Origin of the sequence: Flavobacterium branchiophilum NBRC 15030 = ATCC 35035 (genome assembly GCF_002217205.1) — a bacterium.
Classification (GTDB): Bacteria; Bacteroidota; Bacteroidia; order Flavobacteriales; family Flavobacteriaceae; genus Flavobacterium; species Flavobacterium branchiophilum.
The window spans coordinates 1-22,895 of record NZ_MUGT01000111.1 but is presented as its reverse complement, the minus strand read 5'-3'; the positions used below and the strand labels follow the sequence as shown (position 1 = coordinate 22,895).

Here is a 22,895-nt window from a genome sequence, read left to right as displayed (position 1 = left end):
GCATTGATACCAAAGAAAAATGAACGTAGTAAAATGTGTGCAAGCCTTATATCGACTTCTTTTAGCGATCAAAACAAGAACTATGTATATACAATAACAAGTAGCTGATTCCCTTTTTGTAAACAGATTATATATATATGTTTATTTTATTACAAAATCTGTACTGTGTTTTTTTTAATTGCAATGTATTTTTATTTTGTATAATATTGCACTGAATATACAAAAGCAGCAAACGCAATAACTTTTGAGTATTTATTAAGTTGTGAGTCAAGTAGAAAAACCGTAAATAGAAAAAAAACTTTTCAAAATAATCTTTTTTTATATAAATTTGTCAAATGAACTATTTTACAGAATTAAGCATAGAATACGCAAACCAAAGGTCATATTTAGATGACTTGTTTCAGGTTTATCCAACTATTCCAGAAGGAATAAGAGATATTAATCAAAATAGATGGAAAGAAATCGAAATTGCTTTTGAAAACCAAGATAATTTTGAATTGATAGGTCATCTTTTAAAGTTAAAAAAGTTTCCTCTCAAAAATAGTTATGTTTCGTTTTTAAGAAAAGACCCTACAAGTTTATATAGAAATCCACAAACTGTAAATAGATTAGCTGGAAGTATCTATCAAATGGGATTAAGTAGGCTTTATGAAAAGTGTACTGAACCTAAAGAAACAAATACTCAAATGGGACCAATGTTTTATCGTTGGTTGCAAAGTAAATCATTAGGGATATTGCCTGTAAATTTAGAAACATTTATTAGCAATGATGATAATGCAATTCTTGCAGGAAATGATGCTGTTTTATTGAATTTTGCAAAAGTAAATTTTGGATATAACAAAGAAAAGGGTTTAGATTTTATTGGACGATTTAACGGAAAGTATGTTCTTGGAGAAGCAAAATTTATAACGGATATTGGTGGTAATCAAGATAAATCGTATGTTGATATAATTTCAACATTAACTGCAAATTATAACGATGCGATAAGTATTGGAATTGTTGATGGAATTCCTTGGTTAAAAAATAAAAGTAAATATTACACGGATATTATTACAAAACATCGCAACTTAAATATTATGAGTAGTTTGGTTTTACGTGAATTTTTATATCAAATCTAAATTTATGAATCTAAATTATCCAAATAAAAAAACTGAAAAAGAAATATTTGACAATATTCCAAATATTGAATTAACACAATTAAACGATAGTTCTAATTTCAATTTATTAATACAATCAAACAATCTGATTGCTTTAAAGCAATTGATTTTGAACCACAATTTAAAAGGAAAAATTGATTTAATATATATTGACCCACCATTTGCGACAAATAATATTTTTACAATAACAGACGGACGAGCAAGTACAATTAGCAATAGTTCAAATGGAACAGTAGCATATAAAGATACTTTGCAAGGTGCAGATTTTATAGAATTTATAAGAGAACGTTTGGTGCTTTTAAAAATGTTATTATCCGAACAAGGTTCGATTTATTTACATATTGATTATAAAATAGGGCATTATGTAAAAATTATTATGGATGAAGTTTTTGGAATTCAAAATTTCAGAAATGACATAACAAGAGTTAAATGTAATCCGAAAAACTTTAGTAGAAAAGGTTATGGTAATATGAAAGATTTAATTCTTTTCTATTCAAAATCAGATAATTTAATTTGGAACGAACCCAAAACACCATATACTGAAGAAGATAAACTTAAACTTTTCCCAAAACAAGATGCAAACGGAAGACGTTATACCACAATTCCACTTCACGCACCAGGAGAAACAAATGGTAAAACATCTCAGGCTTTTAAGGGGATATTTCCGCCACAAGGAAGGCATTGGAGAAGTGAAGTTTCGGTATTAGAGCAATTAGACAACGAAGGTTTAATAGAATGGAGCAATAACGGCAATCCAAGAAGAAAAATTTATTTTGATGAACAAGAAGGTAAAAGAATGCAAGATATTTGGGAATTTAAAGACCCACAATATCCTGTTTACCCAACTGAAAAAAATGAAGATTTACTTGACATAATTATTAAAACATCATCAAATGAAAATAGTGTTGTTCTTGATTGTTTTGCAGGTTCTGGAACAACACTAAAATCTGCACAAAAAAATGGCAGAAAATGGATTGGAATTGACCAATCAGATGAAGCAATAAAAGCAATTCAAAACAAATTGAATACAATTACTGAAGACCTTTTTATTGAAAAAACAGATTATAGAATACTAACTGAAAAAGAATCATTAAGACCAATAGAATACTGAATTGTACAAACACACAATAAGGTATTTGCAAAAAAACGGGTTCGGTTCTTAATTAAAGTTTAGAGATTTTTATTAACTTTGAAGCTTAATTGAAATTTAAACCTAGAATAATTCTAAAAAAAAAGCAGGATAAGAATAAAAAAAAAACATCGCTTAGTTGCTAACCTTTTGTAGTAGCGGATAGCCGAGCAATAAAACGGCTACTTACTTTTTATATATTTTTACAAAAAAAACGCCCATGACTATACATACTGGAAAATTACTGACTGCTTATTTTGAAAAAAACAGAACTTACCGTGCTTATTTGGCTAAATTGTTGGGGATTAGTTATAATTCGTTGTTGCATTATCAAAAGCGAGATAGTATTCAAACCCGTACTTTATTAGAAATTTCGACCCACACGAAGCACAATTTTTTTATGGACATGGCACTGCAATTGCCCTTGGAATATACCACAACGACCGATCCGTTTTTTGAGAAAAACCAACGCATAGCCGAGCTTGAAGCCGAAAACGAAGCCTTGAAAGTAAAAATGGAGCTGTTATTATCGCTATTGAAAAAATAGGTTTTTTTGCAAAAAAAATGGATATAATACCAAATATACATATAAAATATATTTGGTATTAAAAAAACAATCCATCTGTCCCGCAAAGTCTTTTTCCAGACCTTGTAGGACTTTCAATTCACAAAAAATTTCAAATCTTTTTTAAAAAAAACAACGAATCTTTCCTGCAAGGTCATTTTTCAGACCTTGTAGGACTTTCAATTCACAAAAAATTTCAAAATTTTTGATTCATTTACTAATTTATAAAAAATTAGTTATTCATTGCACCGTTATAAAACACGTTCTGGCAAACGATACACTTACCAATTGGCTAGGCGAAAAATTAGTGATTTGCGTTGCATGGGCTTGTATGAGGTAGCATCTGCCCGAAAAATAATACGTAAATTCTTCTGTATTGCTTGAGGTTCTTTTAATGGCTAGCGTACCGTTATAGGCTTTGTAGGTTTGACCTTGAGGCACAATTGTCAGATTTTGCAAATATATTGAGGGAACGGTAAATTAAGCATTATCAAATGGAACAAAAATGCCATTTGCCAAATGCTTTTTTGGGCTAAATGGTCAGTTGAATGGTTATTTTTAATCCACAACGTTGCTCGTTTTCAAAAGCGGGTTGCTTGTTAATGCTGTAAATTTTGTTGGGAAACCGCTGTTGCAAAACACCAATTCTTTCTGCAATAATCGACATGCCTTTTGAAACGTGGCTTTTGTGAGTTGGTTTTTCTATGAGTCCATACCCATTGTCCACAATTTCTATTGTTAATTGGTTTTGATTTTGAAAAATATTCAAATTTATTTGACCAGAACCATCATCAATGTGCGAAATACCGTGCAAAACGGCGTTTTCCAAAAAGGGTTGAATGATCATGTTGGGGATTAATATCTCTTGTGGCGGGTTTTGTACCGCTAGTTTTATATAAAAAGCAAATCCGCTAAAACGGAGTTGCTCTAATTCCATATACAACTGCAATCGTTTTATCTCTTCGTCTAAAGTGATGAATGTTTCTGAAGCATGTAGTAAAAACAACCTAATCAATTTGGACAATTTGCCTAAATAATCGCTGCTTTGTTTTGTTTGATTGGTATTTACATAATATTGAATGGCATTTAAACTATTAAATACAAAATGGGGATTCATCATGGCCGACAAGGCACTTTGTTTTAACTCTGCCATTTTCAAATTGACCTCGTTTTCATAATCTTGCTTGGTTTTTTGGCGATGCAATTCTATTCTAAAAACGGCATAAATGATACTCAAAAACAACATTATACCCCCTAGCCCAAACCACCATTTGAGATAAAAGGGATAAGCCTTTTCAATAACAATTTGTTGGGTGTTCCAACTGGAGTTGACGTCCTTGATTCTAATCAAAACTTTGGAGGTGCCATAGGGTAACTTTAACAATTCCAAATAATTTGTAGGAATGTTAATCCAATTGGACTGGTCTAATTTATACTGAATGATTTGATTTTTGGGCGATAAATAATTGGTAATTTGAAACAAAATTTTCATATAATCGTCGTCTGTATTCAAAAAAATAGTATTTCCTTTCAATACATGCAATTGATTGGTTTTATAATTTTTTACCGTAAAATGTAGTGGTTCTTGCAGAGTTGAAAATACCGAAAAAGGGATTTTGGCCAAGCCGTTTGAAGTGGCAACAAATAAATTGTTTTTATAAAAATGAATATCGGTAACATCATTATTGGGCAAATAATTATATTTGTTAAAAACAAATGAATGATTGGCATTTAGTTTAAACAAACCATTTTTAGTAGCAAGCCAAATGTCGTTTTGTTGTATCATTATTTTGTTTATAATTTCAAACGAAGCATCATTTACTGTCGAAATGGTTTTGATTATTTTGTCTTTAAACCAAAAATGTAGTTTTTTGTCTTCGGCTATTAGAAGCGTATCGCCCTTAAAAACCATGTCTGAAATAAAACCTTTGGAATCAAATAAAATCTTTTTTTTGATTAAATTAGGTTTTTCAATTTCGCCTATAAACAATTGATTACCCACATTATAATATATGGTATCATGATGATTGACAACATTATAATACCTAAAATTATTGGGGTTTAAAATGTAGTTTTCATTACCAAAATGGTCGTCGGACAAAAACAATTCATTAGAAGTGTAATACAAATATTGGTTGTTTTTGAGACTGCAATATTTTTTAAAATAGAAAGCCATCACATTCTTATATACTTTTTTGCAATGATAATTGGCATTGAAAGCAAAAAAAACAGGTGTTCCTTTGAAGTATCCTAATGAAAAATCTGATGATTGAGGAATTGCAATTGGGCTAAGATTTGTTTTGTTGATTTGTAAAAACTGGTATCGATTTGAAACATATAAAGCTTGATCTAGCACAAAAAAAGATTTAAAAAAATCCAATTTATTTGAAGTAAAATACTGAAAAACAGCGGTGTTTGGCACACATATCAAGCCATTTTCATTGGTAGCTATCCACATGCGGCCTTTAGAATCTTTAAAAATTTTGTTGATATTTTGGTTGCTATTCAAACCTATAAGCGGATGTATGGCATCCCACTTTTGGTTACTGTATCTAAACAAACCTTTTTTTTGAAGCAGGAGCCAAATGTTATTTTCGTTGTCTATTTCAACACCAAAACGGTTTACTTCATTGAGCAACGGATAGGGCAAAGCTACTTTTTCTAATAAATGTCCATTGCTATCAACAATAAATAAGTGTTGGTTTGCCACAAAAACCCAATCGTTTTTTCTTTTTTTTATGACATATATTTTACCTTCGTTTGCGGGTATAGCCCACGAAAAAGGCAGCTCGTTTTGAGCCTCAAAAAACGACTTCGTTTCATACAAATAATTGAATACTAAGGGTTTGTTGTATTCTGGGTTGTTCAAATAAAAAATAGATTTATCAAGTTTGTTGTTTTTATAAAAAGAAAAAATGATATTGATTTCACTGCTTTTAGTCTTGCTATTAAAATTAGATATATAGGTTTTTATACAAATTTCGTTATTTTTCAAAAAGAAAACTTCATCAACAGTTAAGGCATCAATTGGGGTGGTATAAAAACGATTGTTTTTGAATATTTGACATTTACCGTTATAATTACCAATTAACAATTCGCCTTTTTTATTGTATTGCAAACCAATTACATAGGGTTTGTTCAATCCGTCGCTGGTATTGAGATTTTGAAAATGCAGGCCATCAAAAAACGAAATTCCGTTGTCTGTTCCTAAAGTTATGATGCCATTTGGCGATTCTTTAATATCATAAATGGTATTGCTTGGCAATCCGTCGTCTGTAGTATAAGCATACTTAAAAAAACGACTTTGTCCAAACAATTGAAACGACATCATTAAACAAATCAATACTATTTTTTTCAAACTTACATTCCTATTAGTCTGTTTTTCAGCTCTTTGACGCTACGTCTGGAAACAGGCAATTTGACATTATTTTTCAATACTACCTGATATTTTTCGGTAGTTTGTATGCTATTACAACTTGTTAAATTCACCAAAAACGATTTATGAATTCTATAAAAATCTTGTCCTAACAAGGTTTCAAAATGTTTTAGGGTTTTAGATAAAATCATTTTGGTATTATTTTCAAAGAATATCTTACATATATTATCTATCCCTTGAATGTAAATGATGTCTTCTTTACAAACAAATCGTTTGGTATCTGAATTTTGCAATAATATTTTTTCTGATTTGGGTTCCATAACAGCATTTACTTGCTGTTGTGTCAAATATTTTTTATGTATTCGTTCCATAGCAACAGTCAAATCATCTAATACAATGGGCTTCAATACGTAATCAACGGCACCCGCTTTGATGGCTTTTAAGGCAAATTCTTCAAAAGCGGTAATAAAAATAACGTCAAAAGCCCGCTCTGGGAACAAGTCCAACAAGTCGAAGCCATTTCCTGTGGGCATTTGAATGTCTAAAAAAACCAAATCCACATGCTGTTTCAAAATCAATTCGCTAGCGGCATGAATGTTTGTAAATGTCCCAACAATTTGAATCCACGGAAAATAACTATCCATATAAAATACTATATTTTTGATATTCAGCAACTCGTCGTCTATGATGATGGTCTTCATTTGCATGGGAATTTTCGTTTAAAAATGAAAGTAAAATTAAAAATAATTATTGAATAGCAGATTATTTTTTGATAAATTATTCAAATAAAATACATTTTTGATATACAAAACGTGTTGTTTTTTACTTTTATACCTATTTAATTCCCAAAACAATAGATATTAAAAGTAATTTTAATATTGTCCAAATGTGTGAGGGGTTATATTTAGTTGGTTATTTTACCTACAAATAAAGTAAATAAGACTTTATAATAATTTCTTTTAAGTTGAGGCTTCTTATATCATTTTGATGTATTTTGGTAAATTAATAAAATTATTTATATTTGTAAACTCGCTCCAAAAAAACAAATTATTTTTTATCAAAGCGAAAAAACTGTTTTTATGACCCTTTTTAAAACATTATTTTCTTTTATTAAAAAAAAAGAAAAAACATCGTATATGAAAAAATTTCTTATAGTTGGTCTTGGCAACATTGGTCCAGAATATGTAAACACCCGTCATAACATTGGGTTTAAAATTGTTGATTTTTTAGCAAAAGAGGAAGGATTGACATTTGAAAATGTAAAACTGGGGGCTGTTTGTGAATTAAAACATAAAGGTAAAATTTTTATTTTACTCAAGCCCAATACCTATATGAATTTGAGTGGCAAAGCAGTCCATTATTGGATGGACAAAGAAAAAATTCCTTTACAAAACATTTTGGTCATAACAGACGATTTGAATTTGTCATTTGGTTCTATTCGAATAAGACCAAAAGGGAGCGATGGCGGACACAATGGTTTAAAAAACATCAACTTAATATTGAACACAAACGACTATGCTCGGTTTCGATTTGGCATTAGTGATGCTTTCAAAAAAGGCAAACAAATAGATTATGTATTAGGCAATTGGGATCCAAAAGAACAAGAACTCCTTCCTGAAAGATTGGCACTTGGAGCATCAATAATAAAGTCTTTTGGCACGGCAGGTATAGGCAATACCATGACGGCTTTTAATGGAAAATAATTTTAAACAAAAAAAATACACTTGTTTTTGTGTTATTGATATTTTTTATAATAATTTTTTATAAATTAGCCAATTATTTTGATTTTTGAATATTTATTAAAATACAATTAAGAATGAAACATTTATATAAAATCCAATTATTGTTGCTAACCCTTTGTTTTTCAGGCTGGGCACAACAAAAAATGTCGGTTGAAGCTATTTATACAGGCACCTTTAGGGCAAAAGGTATGGACGAATTGCAATCGATGAAAAATGCAAACCAATATACCGTACTCAATACGGATTATAATAATAGAACGATGCAAATAGACGTTTATGATTTTGCTACGCTCAACAAAATAAAAACAATTATCGACACCAAAAACCATCCACTATTGACGGACGGCATTGACAGCTTTTTGTTTAGCAACGATGAGAAAAAAATGTTGATTGCCAATAATACCAATCCCATTTACAGACATTCGTTTACGGCAGATTATTTTCTTTATGTACCCGAAACCCGCGAATTATCTAAAATTTTAGAACAAGTACAAGAACCTACATTTTCGCCAGATGGCAGCAAAATAGCTTTTGCCAAACAAAACAACCTTTATATATATGATGTAAACACCAAAAAAACAACCCAAATAACTACCGATGGACTAAAAAATCGTGTCATTAATGGTATTACCGACTGGGTTTATGAAGAAGAGTTTGCTTATGTTAGGGCTTTTGATTGGAGTACAGACAGCCAACACTTGGCTTTTATAAAATTTGACGAAACTCAAGTGCCCGAATTTTCGATGAACCTATTTGGAAAAGATTTGTACCCAAAAATAGAAACTTTTAAATATCCAAAAGCGGGCGAAAAAAACTCAAAAGTATCGTTGCATTTATACCATTTAAACAACAATGCTGTACAAAACATTGATTTGTCTGGCTATAATGATTTTTATATTGCCCGACTCAAATGGACAAACGAGGCTGCATTTGTATCGGTTCAGGTATTGAATAGGCATCAAAACAATTTAGATTTACTTTTTGTTGATGTCAATTCTGGAAAATCCAAAATCGTATTGAACGAAAAAGATGCTGCCTATGTAGATGTAACAGATAACTTAACTTTTTTGAAAGACAATAGCTTTATTTGGACATCAGAAAAAGACGGTTTCAATCATATCTATCTTTATGATAAAACTGGAAAATTAAAAAATCAAATTACCAAAGGAAATTGGGAAGTAACCAACTACTATGGCTTTGACGAAAAAACCAAAACCGTTTTTTATCAATCCGTAGAAAATGGTTCTATTAATAGAGACGTGTATAAAATAAGTCTCGATGGCAAAAACAAACAACGTCTTTCGTTACAAACGGGTACAAGTAGTGCCACATTTAGCCCTAATTATGACTACTTTATACAAACGTATTCGAGTGCTACCCAACCAACCACCTATACTTTGAACGAGGCTAAAACGGGCAAAGTAATTCAGGTTGTGGAGCAAAACCAAGTATTGTCTGACAAATTAAAACCATACCATTTGCCAAGCAAAGAATTTTTTGTATTAAAAACAGAAAAAGGACAAGAATTAAACGCTTGGATGATCAAACCAAAAGATTTTGACCCAACCAAAAAATACCCTGTTTTTATGTATCAATATTCAGGGCCAGGCTCTCAACAAGTAAACAATGATTGGAACGGCACAGACGATTATTGGTTTATGATGTTGGCACAAGAGGGCTATATTGTAGCCTGTGTGGATGGTCGTGGAACAGGATTTAAAGGAGCCGCTTTTAAGAAATGTACTCAAAAAGAGTTAGGAAAATTTGAAGTAGAAGACCAAATAGAAGCAGCCAAAACTATTGGAAATTATGCTTATGTTGATAAAACTCGAATAGGCATTTGGGGTTGGAGTTTTGGCGGATTTATGGCCAGTAATTGTATTTTGAAAGGAGCAGATGTTTTCAAAATGGCCATTGCGGTGGCTCCCGTAACCAATTGGCGTTTTTACGACAGCATTTATACCGAAAGATACATGCAAACCCCACAAGAAAATGCCAACGGCTATGATGATAATTCGCCTATCAACCATGTAAATAAATTAAAAGGCAGCTTTTTATTAATCCACGGTTCGGGCGATGACAATGTGCATGTTCAAAACAGTATGCAAATGATGGAAGCCTTGATTCAAGCCAATAAACAATTTGATTCTCAAATTTATCCAGATAAAAACCATGGCATTTATGGAGGCAAAACAAGAATTCAATTGTATAATAAAATGACTAACTTTATTAAAGAAAAATTATAACAAATGACAGCAATAAAAACTTCAGAACAAACCCTTTTTGGACATCCAAAAGGGTTGTTCATTTTATTTTTTACCGAAATGTGGGAACGATTTTCATTTTATGGAATGAAAGCCCTTCTTATTTTTTATTTAACAAAATACCATTTGTTTTCAGATGATTCAGGAAATTCCTTAATTGGTAGTTATGCTGCTTTAGTCTATGCCGTGCCTGTTATCGGCGGCTTTATTGCCGATAAATATTTAGGTTTTAGAAAAGCCATTATTTTTGGTGGTATCATGTTGGTTTTGGGGCATTTAGGCATGGCCTACGAAGGCAATGCCGCCACACGATCCATGACGGGCGAAATTGTTAGAGACAATCAAGCCTTGCAAGTGTTTTATTTTTCATTGTCCTTAATTATTGTTGGTGTTGGTTTTCTTAAAGCAAATATTTCATCTTTAGTAGGCGAAATGTATAAAGTAGGCGACAAAAGAAGAGATTCTGGATTTACTATTTTCTACATGGGTATCAATTTAGGGTCGTTTTTGGCAACTATTATTTGTGCTTGGCTAGGCGAAAATTTTGGTTGGAGTTATGGCTTTGGCGCTGCGGGTGTAGGAATGTTTTTTGGATTGCTTACTTTTATTTCTGGCAAACGATTTTTGGAAGGAAAAGGCGAATCAAAAGTACCAGCGTTTTTGGAAAAAAAATCATTTGGATTCAAAAACGAATGGTTGATTTATATGGTAAGTGCATTGTCGGCTTTCTTTTTTTGGCAAATGGTACAAAACCACAATGCCGTTTCATGGATTTTGAAAATAGCTGGAGGTATTTCATTTTTATACATTGTCTATTTTACAGCAACCCAACTTTCAGGAAAAGAAAGAGACCAATTGATAGCCTTAACCATTCTTATTGTTTTCACCATTGTTTTTTGGGCTTTGTTTGAACAAGCTTATACGTCTTTAAATTTATTTGCCGACAGAATTATCGACCGAAACGTGTTTGGGTTTCAACTAACTGCAGGTCAGTTTTTAAGTTTTAATGCCCTTTTTATTATTTTATTAGCGCCTGCTTTTGCATGGTTATGGGTAAAATTAGGGGCCTACAATCCAAATACTGCTGTAAAATTTGCCTTAGCTCTAATACTTGTAGGGCTAGGTTTTGGCTCGTTGGTATTGGGTATAAACGTGTCTGAAACTGGAAAAGTTGCCGCTTTTTGGTTAATTTTAACTTATTTTTTACATACTTGCGGAGAATTAAGCTTGTCTCCCGTTGGCTTGTCTGCAGTTACAAAACTATCGCCAGTAAAAATAGTTGGTTTTATGATGGGGGTTTGGTTTTTGGCAACAGCAAGTTCCGAATTTATCGCCTCTGTATTAGCCAATATTGCTTCTATCGACACTACTAACGGAACAGCACCCGATTTGAATCTTGCAAAGCAAAGCTACTTGAAACTTTTTGAATACTTGTTTTATACAGGATTGGGTTTTGGAGCTATTTTACTTATAGTATCGCCATTAATAAAAAAATTAATGCACGGTGTGGACAAAGAACTAAATAACTAAACTATGAATACAGAAAATTCTACCGATCAATTTTTTAAAAGTACCGTACTCGGTCATCCTAGCGGCTTATTTGTTTTATTTTTTACCGAAATGTGGGAACGATTTTCATTTTATGGAATGAGAGCCCTACTTGTAATGTTTTTTACAGCAACGGCTATCAATGGCGGCTGGGATTGGACTCGTGAACAAGCTATGGCACTTTTTGGGTCCTATGTTGGGCTTGTTTACCTATCTACCATGATGGGGGGCTATTTTGCCGATAAAGTAATTGGCTACCGCTGGGCAGTAGTAATTGGTGCTTTATTGATGACATTAGGTCACGGCTCTATGGCATTAGAATCGCCTTTTTTTATCTATACAGGGCTCATTTTGTTAGTATTTGGAAATGGTTTTTTTAAACCCAATATGACTTCAATTGTGTCTGAAATGTACAAAGACAGACCAGAAAAGAAAGATGGTGCATATACCATTTTTTATATGGGTGTAAACTCTGGAGCCTTTTTCGGTATCGTTTTATGTGGCTACCTAGGAGAGCAAGTCGGCTGGAATTGGGGCTTTGGTTTAGCCGGAATATTTATGCTGTTTGGTTTAATTCAATTTTGGCTGTCTCAAAATATATTTGGAGATATCGGTTTAAAACCCGTAAAAAAAGAAGTAGCACTTACAGACGAGAATAACGACAAATTAAATCCTTTTCCCGTTTGGCAATTGGCTCTTATTGGACTAATGACCGTTTTGGGACTGCTTTGGATTGTTTTTGAACCCGCCAAAATTATTTCTAATGGCAACATCGACATTTTCAATTTTGAGTTATTTGGATTAACAGGAAATAATTTAACTATATTAGTAGCCATTGGTTTATTCCTATTTCTATTGGTTTATAGATTAATGAATTACGCTCAAATTACTAAAGAAAAAATGATTGCCGTTTCATTTTTTGCCTTTTTAACCATTTTCTTTTGGGCTATTTTTGAACAATCACCAGGAACATTAACCATTTTTGCAAAAGATTATACCAATAGAGTACTCGATGGAAGTGCAGGAACGATTTTCAAAATTGTTAATGCCGGAATTGTTGTAGTGCCGTTAGGCATCATTACATGGGTTTTATTATTACTATTCAAACAAACATTTGCAAAATATGCGGTGGCCAATTTAGTTTTGGCTTCTAGTTTTGTAATCATCTGGGGGATAGCTATTTGGATGTTGAAAAATCAATTTACAGACGAATCTTTAGAAGTACCCGCCTCGTGGTTTTCTTCTCTAAATTCATTATATATTATAGCATTAGCTCCTTTATTTTCAAAATGGTGGGAAAGTAAATACAATCCTTCGGCAAATATGAAATATGCTTTAGGAATGGTTTTTCTAGCTATTGGGATGATGGTAGTGGCTATTGGTGCAAATGGCATTGCTCCTGGAGCCAAAACGGCTTCTGTAAGCATGATTTACCTGATTTTAGTGTATCTTTTTGTTACCATGGCCGAGTTGTGTATTTCGCCCGTGGGACTTTCTTACGTAAGTAAATTAGTCCCTGCCAGAATGATAGCCATGATGTTTGGAATATGGTATTTAGCAGTTGCAATTGGTATGAAAGGTGCTGCAAAATTTGGCGAAAACATTGATAAAATAGCAGATGAAAAAGGATTAAGCTATTTCTTTTGGATGTTGGCTATTGTTTCACTTGCTGTGGCTGCTTTGTCATTTGTAATGACACCAATCATAAAAAAATTAATGCACAATATCAGATAGTGTAGTTATTTAAATAAAAATAGACCAAAAGACTAGTTGTTTTTATAAATATATTAAGTAAAAATTATCAAAATTTAACTGAATATTTCAAAAAAATCAACGGTTTTTTGGTCTATTTTGTATAAAACAACAGCATGTAGGTGGGTTTGGTCGCAACTTGTTATCTTGTATTTTTATTAGCTAAAATATTACACCAAATATATATAATACCATATATATAAAATAGCCTAAAAATATACAATTATTTTTTAGAAAAAATTTAAAAAAACTACAAAAAATGAGCTAGCAACTATTTTTTTTGATTCTTTTTGGCATAAAAAATCCAATAAATTGGCTATTTCAAAGCTATAATTGAAATATAAACTTTAATTTTCTTTATTTTTTTGAGGTTGTCATCATAAAATCTTTTAAATAAAAAGGTTCAAAATAAGCTACGTCTTCAAATGCTGCTTTTTGAAATTTTTCATAAGCCAAATATGCCATGTCTTTTGCCGATGGGTATTGGTATTGGTCTAAAAAAACCAATCGATTGTGGTTTAATACCGTTTGACATTTTGCTAAACAATCGCCAACAAAATAAAGGGTTTGGCTGTATTGCTCAAAAGAATGTTCCGTGATAATTTCGGCTTGTACCGACCTGATTAACTGGTGGTTACAATCAAAAACAGCACTAAAAACTTCCATTCTTCGGGCATCTATCACGGGTACAATCAACCCATTTGAAACAGCAACTTGTTTAGCCAAAACTTGTAAAGTGTCGAGGGCTATGAGCGGAATATTCAAGGCATAGCACAATCCTTTTGCAGCCGACACCCCTATACGTAAGCCCGTATAAGAGCCCGGCCCCTGCCCTACTGCTACGGCTACCAAATCAGAAAATGTGATGTGTGCCTCATGCAATAAGGCTTCTATAAATACGTGCAATTGTTCGGCATGTGAATAACCTAATGTTGCCAATTCCTTATAAAATAATGTTTCGCCGTTTTTAGAAAGGGCTACCGAGCAGTTTTTAGTAGCCGTTTCTAAACTTAATATATAACCCAATGTATTGATTGATTGATTGATTTAAACTATTTTTACCCACATACAAAATAAAAAACTTGCCATAAATAGTCTTTGGGCGTTCCCCAAGGGTCGGCTATCGGTTACAAACAACGTTCATTAAACTCCAAAAGAAATATAATATTGTGAAATAATCTTTTTTGCCCCAAAAAGAGGGGCAAAAAAGGATTTCCACTGTTATCCCTAACGCAAATACCCTATTTATTAGAATTGAGTTACTATTTTTTGTCCAAAGTCAAGCTTACTTTATCTCCTGATTGCAAATCTTTTGACACGGTAGTGTAAGGCCCTGTAATCACCTCGTCGCCTTTATGAAGTCCTTGTATGATTTCTATATTGGCATCATCTTGAATCCCTGTTTTTACAATTCTAATTTTGGCTTTGTTGCCCACTTTTACAAAAACACATTCTATTTTTTTGTCAGATTTGGCTTTTGGCATGGCATTGTCGTCTGGCACATCTATTTTTTTGATTGGTGTAGTGTCGTTTTTTACAACTACGGCACTAATAGGCACTCCAATTACATTGGTTTTTCTTTTAGTAATAATGTCCACGGTTGCAGTCATTCCTGGTCTAAAAGGAGAATAACTGGCTGGTTTGCCTTCCATTAAATCGGCATAAGATTCTTTTAAAATACGTACTTTTACCTTAAAATTGGTTACCTGATCGGCCGATGTGGTGGCGTTGGCAGCATTAGAAATGCTGGTAACGGTACCTTTGAACTCTTTTTTCAAAAAGGCATCTACTTGTACTTTTGCCTCATCGCCAATATTGATTTTTACAATATCATTTTCATTGACATCTACTTCAACTTCCATATTATTGAGGTTGGCTACTCTCATAATTTCGGTTCCTGCCATTTGTTGTGTCCCTAAAACTCGTTCGCCCAATTCTACATTCAACGACGAAATTGTACCATCGGCAGGCGAATAAATAATGGTTCTTCCCAAGTTGTCTTTGGCTTCTTTTACGGTTGCCGTAGCACTTTGAACGTTATAATATGCGGCTTGTTTGGCGGCTTTGGCTACTTCAAAAGAAGCAGTAGCTTTATCCCAATCCGATTTGGAAATTATTCCTTTTTCAAACAAGGTTTTATTGCGTTCGTAACTGGTTTTGGCTTCGTTAAATTGGGCATCGGCCTGACCTAAACTGGCTTTTGTACCAGACAATCCTGCCACAGTTCGGTTGAGACCCGAAGTGTATAAATCTGGATTTATTTTTACTAATAAATCACCTTTTTTTACAATTTGTCCTTCCTTTACTGGCAAATCTATTATTTCGCCTGACACCATTGATGAAATTTTTACTTGTACTTCGGGCTGTACTTTGCCTGTTGCCGACACCGTTTCTACGATGGTGGTTTGATTGACTTTTACGGTTTCGATGGCAAGTGCATCGGCATCATTATTGCCAATGACTTTGGTTTTTTTAAGAATTATTAACAAAATAATGATCGCTACAATGATTCCTAACAGCGTATAAATTCTTTTTTTTGACATGATATTGGGCTAATTTTATGTTGTTTTTTTATTAATTTTTAATAATTGGTATTCCAAAATACAATTCAATAATTTTTAATTTAAAAATATAATCATATTTGGTTCTCAATACTTCAGACTGTGCATTGGCCAATACTGTTTGCGATTGATTAAAATCAAAAGCATTCATCATTCCAACGGCATATTTTTCTTGAGCATAATTATAAGCTTCTTGTCTTGCCAAAAGAGTCGTTTGAGCAGCTTTGTTGGCATTCAAAGCTCCTTTTGCATTTGTATAAGCCGTATAAACGTTGCGTTCCAAGTCGATAGCCGTTTGCTCTTGTGCTATTTTAGTACGTTCCAAAGCTATTTTGGCTCTTGTAATATTGTTTTTGGCACTAAATCCATTAAATACAGGAATCGATAATTGCAATGCCACCGAATGTCCTTTATAATCGTCAAATTGAGTTAAAATAGGGGCTGCCTTTCCTGTAACCGGCAAAAAATTGGGTTGCAATACCGCTTGATTGGTCCCTTCTACATAACCTATTGGGGTTGTTGGGTTGGCCAAATTGGGTACCACACCAACAACTCGGTCCGAATAGCCTGCACGGGTAGTAAAACTGTAAAACCCAGACACCCTTGGTTGTAATGCTCCTTTTGCAATCAGCAAATCTTTTTGTGCTATTTCAAAATTGGTTGTGGCAATTTTGGGTTCTACCCTATTCTCTTTTGCTTTTTGAACAATATTTTTGGGGTCTTGTATCAATATTTCGCTTTCCGTAAGGCTTGTTGGAATATCGTCTGCTGTGTCAAAATTCTGAAAATCATCGAGTTGCAACAATTGAGCTAAACTCAATTTTGAAATCAATAGGTTGTTTTCGGCCAAAACCACGTTTTGTTCGTTTGAAGCCACCGTTGCTTTGATGTCTAACAAATCGCCTTGTGGCACAGAGCCTGCCGCTACCAGAGCAGTCGAACGTTGCAATTGTTTTTGATTATTGGCCAATTGCTCTTTTTGAACTTTCAAATTTTCTTTGTTAAACAAAATTTGCAAATAGGCATTGGCTACATTCAAAGCCACATCGTCTTTCATTTTCAGCGATTGAAATTGTGCTGCCAATACCGACAAATTGGCCCGTCGTAATCGATTTTGGTTTTGCATTCCATTATAAATCGTAATGCCCGAATTGAGTCCTACGGAGGTGTTTTGTGTGGTTTGATTTTCTAAAATGCCCGTTGTAATGTTCTGATTCAAACCTACGTTCCAGGAATGAGTGCCACTAACATTTACCGTGGGTAAAAAATTTCCTAATGCTGCTTTTTTTTCAACCGCCGCCGATTGACTATCTAAATCAGATTGTTTGATCGAAATATTGTGTGCCAAAGCATATTGCACACAGGCCTCTAAAGTCCATTTTTGATTTTGGCTTTGAGCGGTTGTTTCGAATCCTGAAAACAATCCAAACACTACGAGCAATGGGGTTAAAAAAATCTTTTTCATCTGTTTAATAGGTCATTTTTTTTATAAAATTTGAATACAAAAGTATGCGTTTATAGCGGTAAAACATGCTCTCGTTTATATTTAAAATCATGACAAAAGCCATTTGATACTAATAAAACGCAAAATTAATCAAAAAATACATGATTTGTTGTGATTTGATATTTGAATTTGACGTGAAAGTATTATTTTTGTTACAAATTATTTCATTATTTCAAAAAACAAATTTTTAACAACATTAGCCCACTATTCATTATGACAAAATTTTATTTAGGATTTATTATATTATCGCTATTATGGCTTACAAGTGCTTGTTCTACTACAAGCAAAATCGAGTCTATGAAACCCGAGCCAGACGATGCAGCGCCGTTGGTATATGAAAAAGTAGATTCTTACCTCAACATGCCCATTTCGATAAAATTGAAAGATATTGAAAATAAAACCAATGCTACACTTAATGGTTTGATATTTGACGACAGCAATTTGGAAGACGACGATATAGAATTGAAAGTTTGGAAGCAAGCACCCATTCAAATCAGCAACGAAAATGGGCGTATAAAAACCGTTTTGCCCTTAAAAATTATTGCCAAATACCGTTATGGGGTAAATAAAATGGGGGTTGATTTACGAGATACAAAAGAATTCAACCTCAACGGTGTTATCACACTATTGAGCGAAACCCATTTGGTAAACTGGAAATTGAATACCAAAACAGAGTTCAAATCATTAGATTGGAAAGAGAGTCCTACGGTTATGGTTTTTGGCAAAAACATGCCCATCACCTATTTGATCAATCCGGCATTGAAATTATTCAAATCGAAAATTGAACAAAAAATTGATGAAAGTATAGAAAAATCAATGGATTTTAAGCCAAATGTAATGGAAGCTTTGGACAAAATTGCCACGCCATTTGAAATGAGTGCGGCCTATCAGAGTTGGTTGAGAATTGTGCCTACAGAATTGTATGCCACCGATGCCAAAATTCAGAAAGACCAATTGAATTTACAAATGGGGTTGAAATGCAATATGGAAACCTTAATTGGCAACATGCCCGAGAAACGTTTTTACAAAGACAAAACTGTTTTAAAATCTGTTAGCGATATACCAAATGCCATTGCGGCCAATATTGTGGCAGTATCTACCTATTCTGACGCCACAAACATTATCAAAAAGAATTTTGCTGGGCAAGAATTTGGTTCGGGAAGTAAAAAAGTTACCGTTCAAAACGTGGCCTTATGGCACAAACAAGGCAAAATTGTAATTGCATTAGACCTTCTTGGAAGTGTAAATGGCACGGTATATTTGACAGGATTTCCACAATATAACGATCAAACCAAAGAAATCTTTTTTGATCAAATGGATTATGCCCTAGATACTAAAAGTTCTTTGCTCCGAACCGCAAATTGGCTGGCACAAGGTGTTATTTTGAAAAAAATCCAGCAAATGTGTCGGTATTCCATTGCACCAAATTTGGACGAGGCCAAAAAGAGCATGAAACAATACCTTACCAATTATAGCCCCATGCCAGGCGTTTTTGTAAACGGAAAAATAGACGATATTACTTTTCAAAAAATCCAACTAACCAACAAAGCCATTGTGGCATTTGTGAAAGTAAATGGCAATGTAAATGTAGCTGTTGATGGTTTAAAATAATTTTGAATTATACCAAAATACAAATCTTTGTCAGGGTTGATGCTTTGACAAAGGTTGCATTTTATACAGGGAATATTTTTTATTTACTTCTTGTTTTGAAGATTTGAAAAAAGATTGAATTGCTAAAAGTTACCTCAGTAAACTAAAATGTCCTTTAAATTGTTTCCCATTTTCTCGTGTAATGACAAACCAGTAATCATCTGAAGCTGCTTGAAGATGTTTTTCGGTTTGTCCGTTCCATCCAGAAAACTGATTTGACTCTATTATCAAATTACCATATCTATCAAATATTTTGATATTGAAGTGGGGTTCTGTTTCTGAAAATTTTATTTTCCAAAAATCATTTACGCCATCACCATTGGGACTGAAAAATTTTGGGTAACTCAATAAAAAAATTTCTTTAACTGTGGTACCACATTGATGTGTATCATAAACATAAACCGTATACGTACCAGATTGAAGTCCCGTAAAAATAGGACTTGTCTGAAAATGAATATTGTCTATAGAATACAAATAATCTCCGTTTCCAAAAGCCACAACCTCAATAGTATTATCAGAATCAGTCCAGTCTTGAATATTTATAGAACTAATTTTTGCTTTACTGGATTGATAAACAACAAATGATTGAGTGTCCTGACACATTATGTTGTTATAATTTTTGGTTACTGTCAAACTATAATTACCCTCTGAACTAATGATGACGCTTGGCAAAGTACTTATAACTGTTGTACCTTTTGACCAAGAATAAGAATCGAAATTTGATAAAACATCAATACTTATATTTACACCTTCACACATAGTATATGAACTCGAAAGATTTAAATCGGGTTTGGGTAATACATTGATTTTAAATTTTTTAGTCGAATCTACACATTCATTAAAGGCAGCATTAGTCATACGTACATAAATATCTTGTTGCCATTGAATCGAATTTTGAAAATAACTAGGTAATGCATTATAACCAGATTGTGCATTTGCTAAACTTGTATGATAGGTTATATTAAAACCAGAATTGGATTGATTACCTAGAATTATTGAAGTTTGATCTACTAAATTAAAAAATTCCTTCCCGTCATGCGAGGAGTCGTCGCAAAGGAATAAATCTTGTGGCTGTTGTGCAACAGGCTGTTGAAATACCTGAAGATTAAAACTAGTAGTTTGATAACAAGTTGAATAATTAGTATTAAAAACTCGTGCAAAAATGGTTTGTGGATTGCTAGTATTTTGATAGTTAGTTGGCAATGCATTATTATTTGCATTAGCATCGGCTTGTGTTAAATAATAAGAAACCGAATAATTTGATGCCGATTGATTGCCCAAAACAGTATTGTTTTGACTTGATAACGAAAAAATCTCATAACCGTCATTGTTTGAATCACACAGTTTTAAATCATTACAAGAGTGTGCAACGGCTTGCTGAACTAAAGTTATTGTAAAACTAGTTTGACTATAACATTTTTTATTACTATAATGATAAATTTTAGCATAAACAGTATTTGAATTTGTGTTTAACAAATAATTATTAGGTAAAACATTTGAGTGATTTATTAAATCCGATATTGATGCAAAATATGCAACTTTAAAAATAGATGGATTTTGATTTCCTAGAAGCGAAGCATTATGTATTGACAAATCATAGAGAGTTCCCAAGTTGTTACAGACTACTTGATTTGAAATAGGGTTTGAAACCGTTGGAATGGGAGCAATTGTAATATTTTTTGTTGCTGGTGTTTCAATACCGTTATTTGTAGTAATTGTTACAGTTACTGTATAATTTCCCTCTGCCGTATATTGATGTGTTGGTGATAGTGATGTAGAAGTTGTATTGTCTCCAAAATCCCACAAAACACTATTAGCAACTTGAGGAGTGTTCAAAATAAATTGTGTTGTATCTCCTAGACACAAATTTTGAACCGTAAATGCAGAGTTGAAAAAAGATGCAGGAAATGACGGAAGTCCCAAGCGACACACTCCAGCCCCTAAATCTACAACATCAAATTGAAAATTACAACCTAAACCAACTACGTTAGGATTATTTATTACACTCAATTTATTTGACAAGTAATCAGCTAAATATATTTTTTTGTCAGGTCCCATTTGTAGTGCCCCAGCATGAGCTGATCCGTAATCCATAACTACCGCAGAATTTGCAATATTACTTGAAGTCAAATCAAATTGGTATAATTTTCCTGTTTCGATATTTGAATGGTATAAGACATTACTATCTGGAGAAAACTCAACACCATACATTTGGATAAATCCACTCAAAAGGTCTATTGGATTGGTAACTTGTCCATTGGCATTATTAAAATCAAACAATTGAAGTTTTTTTAATCCTAAATTTACATAAGCTAGTTTATTACCCGACGCTGAAACTTTCATAAATCCTTGGGTTTGTGTGTTGCCATTTTCTATATTTTCTTCGACAACATCACCAACAGTAGATATTACAGGATTAGAATTAAGACCTAAAGCAGTTAATGAATGTGCATAAAACCTGTCGTTCCCTAAACCATGTGTTATAATCCAATAATCAATATTATTATTGTGCTTTATAACCCCCATTTTTTCACAACTAGGTTGATATACTAATACATTTTTGAAACCCGTTACACCTCCTAATCCTCCATCTAAATTCATGTCTATGATAGAATATCTAAGCCCTTTATTTCCCAGCTGTTCATCTAGCGTAAATACATAATATAAGTTAGTAGAACCTGGTTTGGGTATAATTGTAGCCGATTGTGTACTAGAACTATGCCCATACAAGTCCATACCATTTAACATTACTTGATGGTTTCTATTATATACCGTTATCCCATCAGTATAAAATAGTAGCTGCCCACTATAATTTGAAATTGAAGCACAACCTTCTTCTGTACTTAATGCTCCATCTATAAGCGGAACAGGTATTCCTGTGGTAAAATCTAATCCAGCATGATCTCCAAAATACCAAATATTTGCTTCTTTCTGTGCCGAAACCGTTAGGATACTTATAGCGCACATCCATAAGCATAACTTTTTTTTAAAATTACAAATAAACCGATTATCGTTCATATTAACATATACTTTTTACAAATCTAAAACAGACTACGTTGTTATTCTTAAAAACAATACATTGAGAAACAACAACTCAATTTATTAAATGATTGCAAATTCTCAAAATAGCTCAAATAAAATAAATTTGTTCTAAAAACAGATTTTTTACATTTAAAAAACATTAAATCATTAATTTCTTGTAACAATCATTGTTTTATAATATTGATTGATCATAATATGTGGTTCACTATAATTGAGTACCATTTTATCCTTTGTTAGCGATACAATCGTACAATTATCAATAAAACTATTTCCATTTTTGATTATATTATTTTCTAAATAAAAATTGAAAGAGCTGTCAGAATCATCAACACTAACACAATTTGCATAATACTTTTTAACATCTATATTGAGAATATTTACAACAAAATTCATATTGTCTTTCAAAGTAGCACATTTATGAACGTGATTTACTACAGTTCCATCCATTTTGATGTATTGACTCAAATACCAAACACCCGAAATATTACCGTAAGTAACTGGCAACTCTTTGTTGTCATCACTTTTACTACACGACAAAAATGCCGTTGCTAATACTAATAATAAAATAAGTTTTTTCATTTTTTTTATTTAATTTAAAATTTTTC

16 protein-coding genes are annotated in these 22,895 nt (G+C 32.7%); 8 read left to right on the top strand and 8 right to left on the bottom strand.

What is annotated here, in order from left to right:
• The first annotated feature begins 335 nt into the window (after positions 1–335).
• The 3 genes from B0A58_RS12015 to B0A58_RS12005 all read left to right on the top strand — a co-directional run bounded on the left by B0A58_RS12015 (position 336) and on the right by B0A58_RS12005 (position 2,833).
• Positions 336–1,118 (top strand): restriction endonuclease, encoded by a 783-nt coding sequence (locus B0A58_RS12015; RefSeq protein ID WP_089081258.1) that lies wholly within the window; start codon positions 336–338, stop codon positions 1,116–1,118.
• Positions 1,119–1,122: 4 nt separating this feature from the next.
• On the top strand, positions 1,123–2,268 hold the full coding sequence (locus B0A58_RS12010) for a site-specific DNA-methyltransferase (RefSeq protein WP_089081260.1): 1,146 nt from the start codon (positions 1,123–1,125) through the stop codon (positions 2,266–2,268).
• A gap of 238 nt (positions 2,269–2,506) precedes the next feature.
• On the top strand, positions 2,507–2,833 hold the full coding sequence (locus B0A58_RS12005; protein WP_089081257.1) for a hypothetical protein: 327 nt from the start codon (positions 2,507–2,509) through the stop codon (positions 2,831–2,833).
• A 258-nt stretch (positions 2,834–3,091) separates the two neighbouring features.
• On the opposite strand, the gene B0A58_RS12000 is transcribed toward B0A58_RS12005, so the two are convergent.
• From B0A58_RS12000 to B0A58_RS11990, 3 genes are all read right to left on the bottom strand, one after another.
• Positions 3,092–3,310 (bottom strand): hypothetical protein, encoded by a 219-nt coding sequence (locus tag B0A58_RS12000; protein WP_133063135.1) that lies wholly within the window; start codon positions 3,308–3,310, stop codon positions 3,092–3,094.
• Between the two features lie 73 nt (positions 3,311–3,383).
• Complete coding sequence (locus B0A58_RS11995; RefSeq protein WP_133063134.1) at positions 3,384–6,209, bottom strand: sensor histidine kinase; 2,826 nt, start codon at positions 6,207–6,209, stop codon at positions 3,384–3,386.
• A gap of 2 nt (positions 6,210–6,211) precedes the next feature.
• Positions 6,212–6,934 (bottom strand): LytR/AlgR family response regulator transcription factor, encoded by a 723-nt coding sequence (locus B0A58_RS11990; protein WP_089081254.1) that lies wholly within the window; start codon positions 6,932–6,934, stop codon positions 6,212–6,214.
• Between the two features lie 429 nt (positions 6,935–7,363).
• On the opposite strand from B0A58_RS11990, the gene pth reads away from it, so the two are divergent.
• The 4 genes from pth to B0A58_RS11970 all read left to right on the top strand — a co-directional run bounded on the left by pth (position 7,364) and on the right by B0A58_RS11970 (position 13,515).
• A complete protein-coding gene (pth, locus tag B0A58_RS11985) occupies positions 7,364–7,930 on the top strand; it encodes an aminoacyl-tRNA hydrolase (RefSeq protein ID WP_089081259.1) in 567 nt (188 codons plus the stop codon).
• Between the two features lie 113 nt (positions 7,931–8,043).
• Positions 8,044–10,215 (top strand): S9 family peptidase, encoded by a 2,172-nt coding sequence (locus B0A58_RS11980; RefSeq protein ID WP_089081253.1) that lies wholly within the window; start codon positions 8,044–8,046, stop codon positions 10,213–10,215.
• A gap of 3 nt (positions 10,216–10,218) precedes the next feature.
• On the top strand, positions 10,219–11,763 hold the full coding sequence (locus B0A58_RS11975; RefSeq protein WP_014083062.1) for a peptide MFS transporter: 1,545 nt from the start codon (positions 10,219–10,221) through the stop codon (positions 11,761–11,763).
• 3 nt (positions 11,764–11,766) lie between these two features.
• Positions 11,767–13,515, top strand: a complete 1,749-nt coding sequence (locus B0A58_RS11970) for a peptide MFS transporter (RefSeq protein WP_089081252.1) — start codon at positions 11,767–11,769, stop codon at positions 13,513–13,515.
• Positions 13,516–13,890: 375 nt separating this feature from the next.
• Here B0A58_RS11970 and tsaB read toward each other — a convergent pair whose 3' ends face one another.
• The 3 genes from tsaB to B0A58_RS11955 all read right to left on the bottom strand — a co-directional run bounded on the left by tsaB (position 13,891) and on the right by B0A58_RS11955 (position 17,559).
• Positions 13,891–14,559: a tRNA (adenosine(37)-N6)-threonylcarbamoyltransferase complex dimerization subunit type 1 TsaB gene (gene tsaB / locus B0A58_RS11965; protein ID WP_089081251.1), complete on the bottom strand. Its 669-nt coding sequence runs from the start codon at positions 14,557–14,559 to the stop codon at positions 13,891–13,893.
• A gap of 236 nt (positions 14,560–14,795) precedes the next feature.
• The gene (locus tag B0A58_RS11960) at positions 14,796–16,076 is read right to left on the bottom strand and encodes an efflux RND transporter periplasmic adaptor subunit (protein ID WP_089081250.1); all 1,281 of its coding nucleotides are present in this window, start codon (positions 16,074–16,076) and stop codon (positions 14,796–14,798) included.
• 31 nt (positions 16,077–16,107) lie between these two features.
• On the bottom strand, positions 16,108–17,559 hold the full coding sequence (locus tag B0A58_RS11955; protein ID WP_089081249.1) for a TolC family protein: 1,452 nt from the start codon (positions 17,557–17,559) through the stop codon (positions 16,108–16,110).
• Positions 17,560–17,811: 252 nt separating this feature from the next.
• Here B0A58_RS11955 and B0A58_RS11950 point away from each other — a divergent pair, with 252 nt between their 5' ends.
• Positions 17,812–19,209 carry a DUF4403 family protein gene (locus B0A58_RS11950; protein ID WP_014083058.1) on the top strand — a complete coding sequence of 466 codons (1,398 nt, stop codon included), beginning with the start codon at positions 17,812–17,814 and terminating at the stop codon, positions 19,207–19,209.
• Positions 19,210–19,338: 129 nt separating this feature from the next.
• Here B0A58_RS11950 and B0A58_RS11945 read toward each other — a convergent pair whose 3' ends face one another.
• Positions 19,339–22,215 carry a T9SS type B sorting domain-containing protein gene (locus B0A58_RS11945; RefSeq protein WP_165766336.1) on the bottom strand — a complete coding sequence of 959 codons (2,877 nt, stop codon included), beginning with the start codon at positions 22,213–22,215 and terminating at the stop codon, positions 19,339–19,341.
• A 222-nt stretch (positions 22,216–22,437) separates the two neighbouring features.
• Positions 22,438–22,869, bottom strand: a complete 432-nt coding sequence (locus B0A58_RS11940) for a hypothetical protein (protein ID WP_089081247.1) — start codon at positions 22,867–22,869, stop codon at positions 22,438–22,440.
• Positions 22,870–22,895 lie beyond the last annotated feature (26 nt).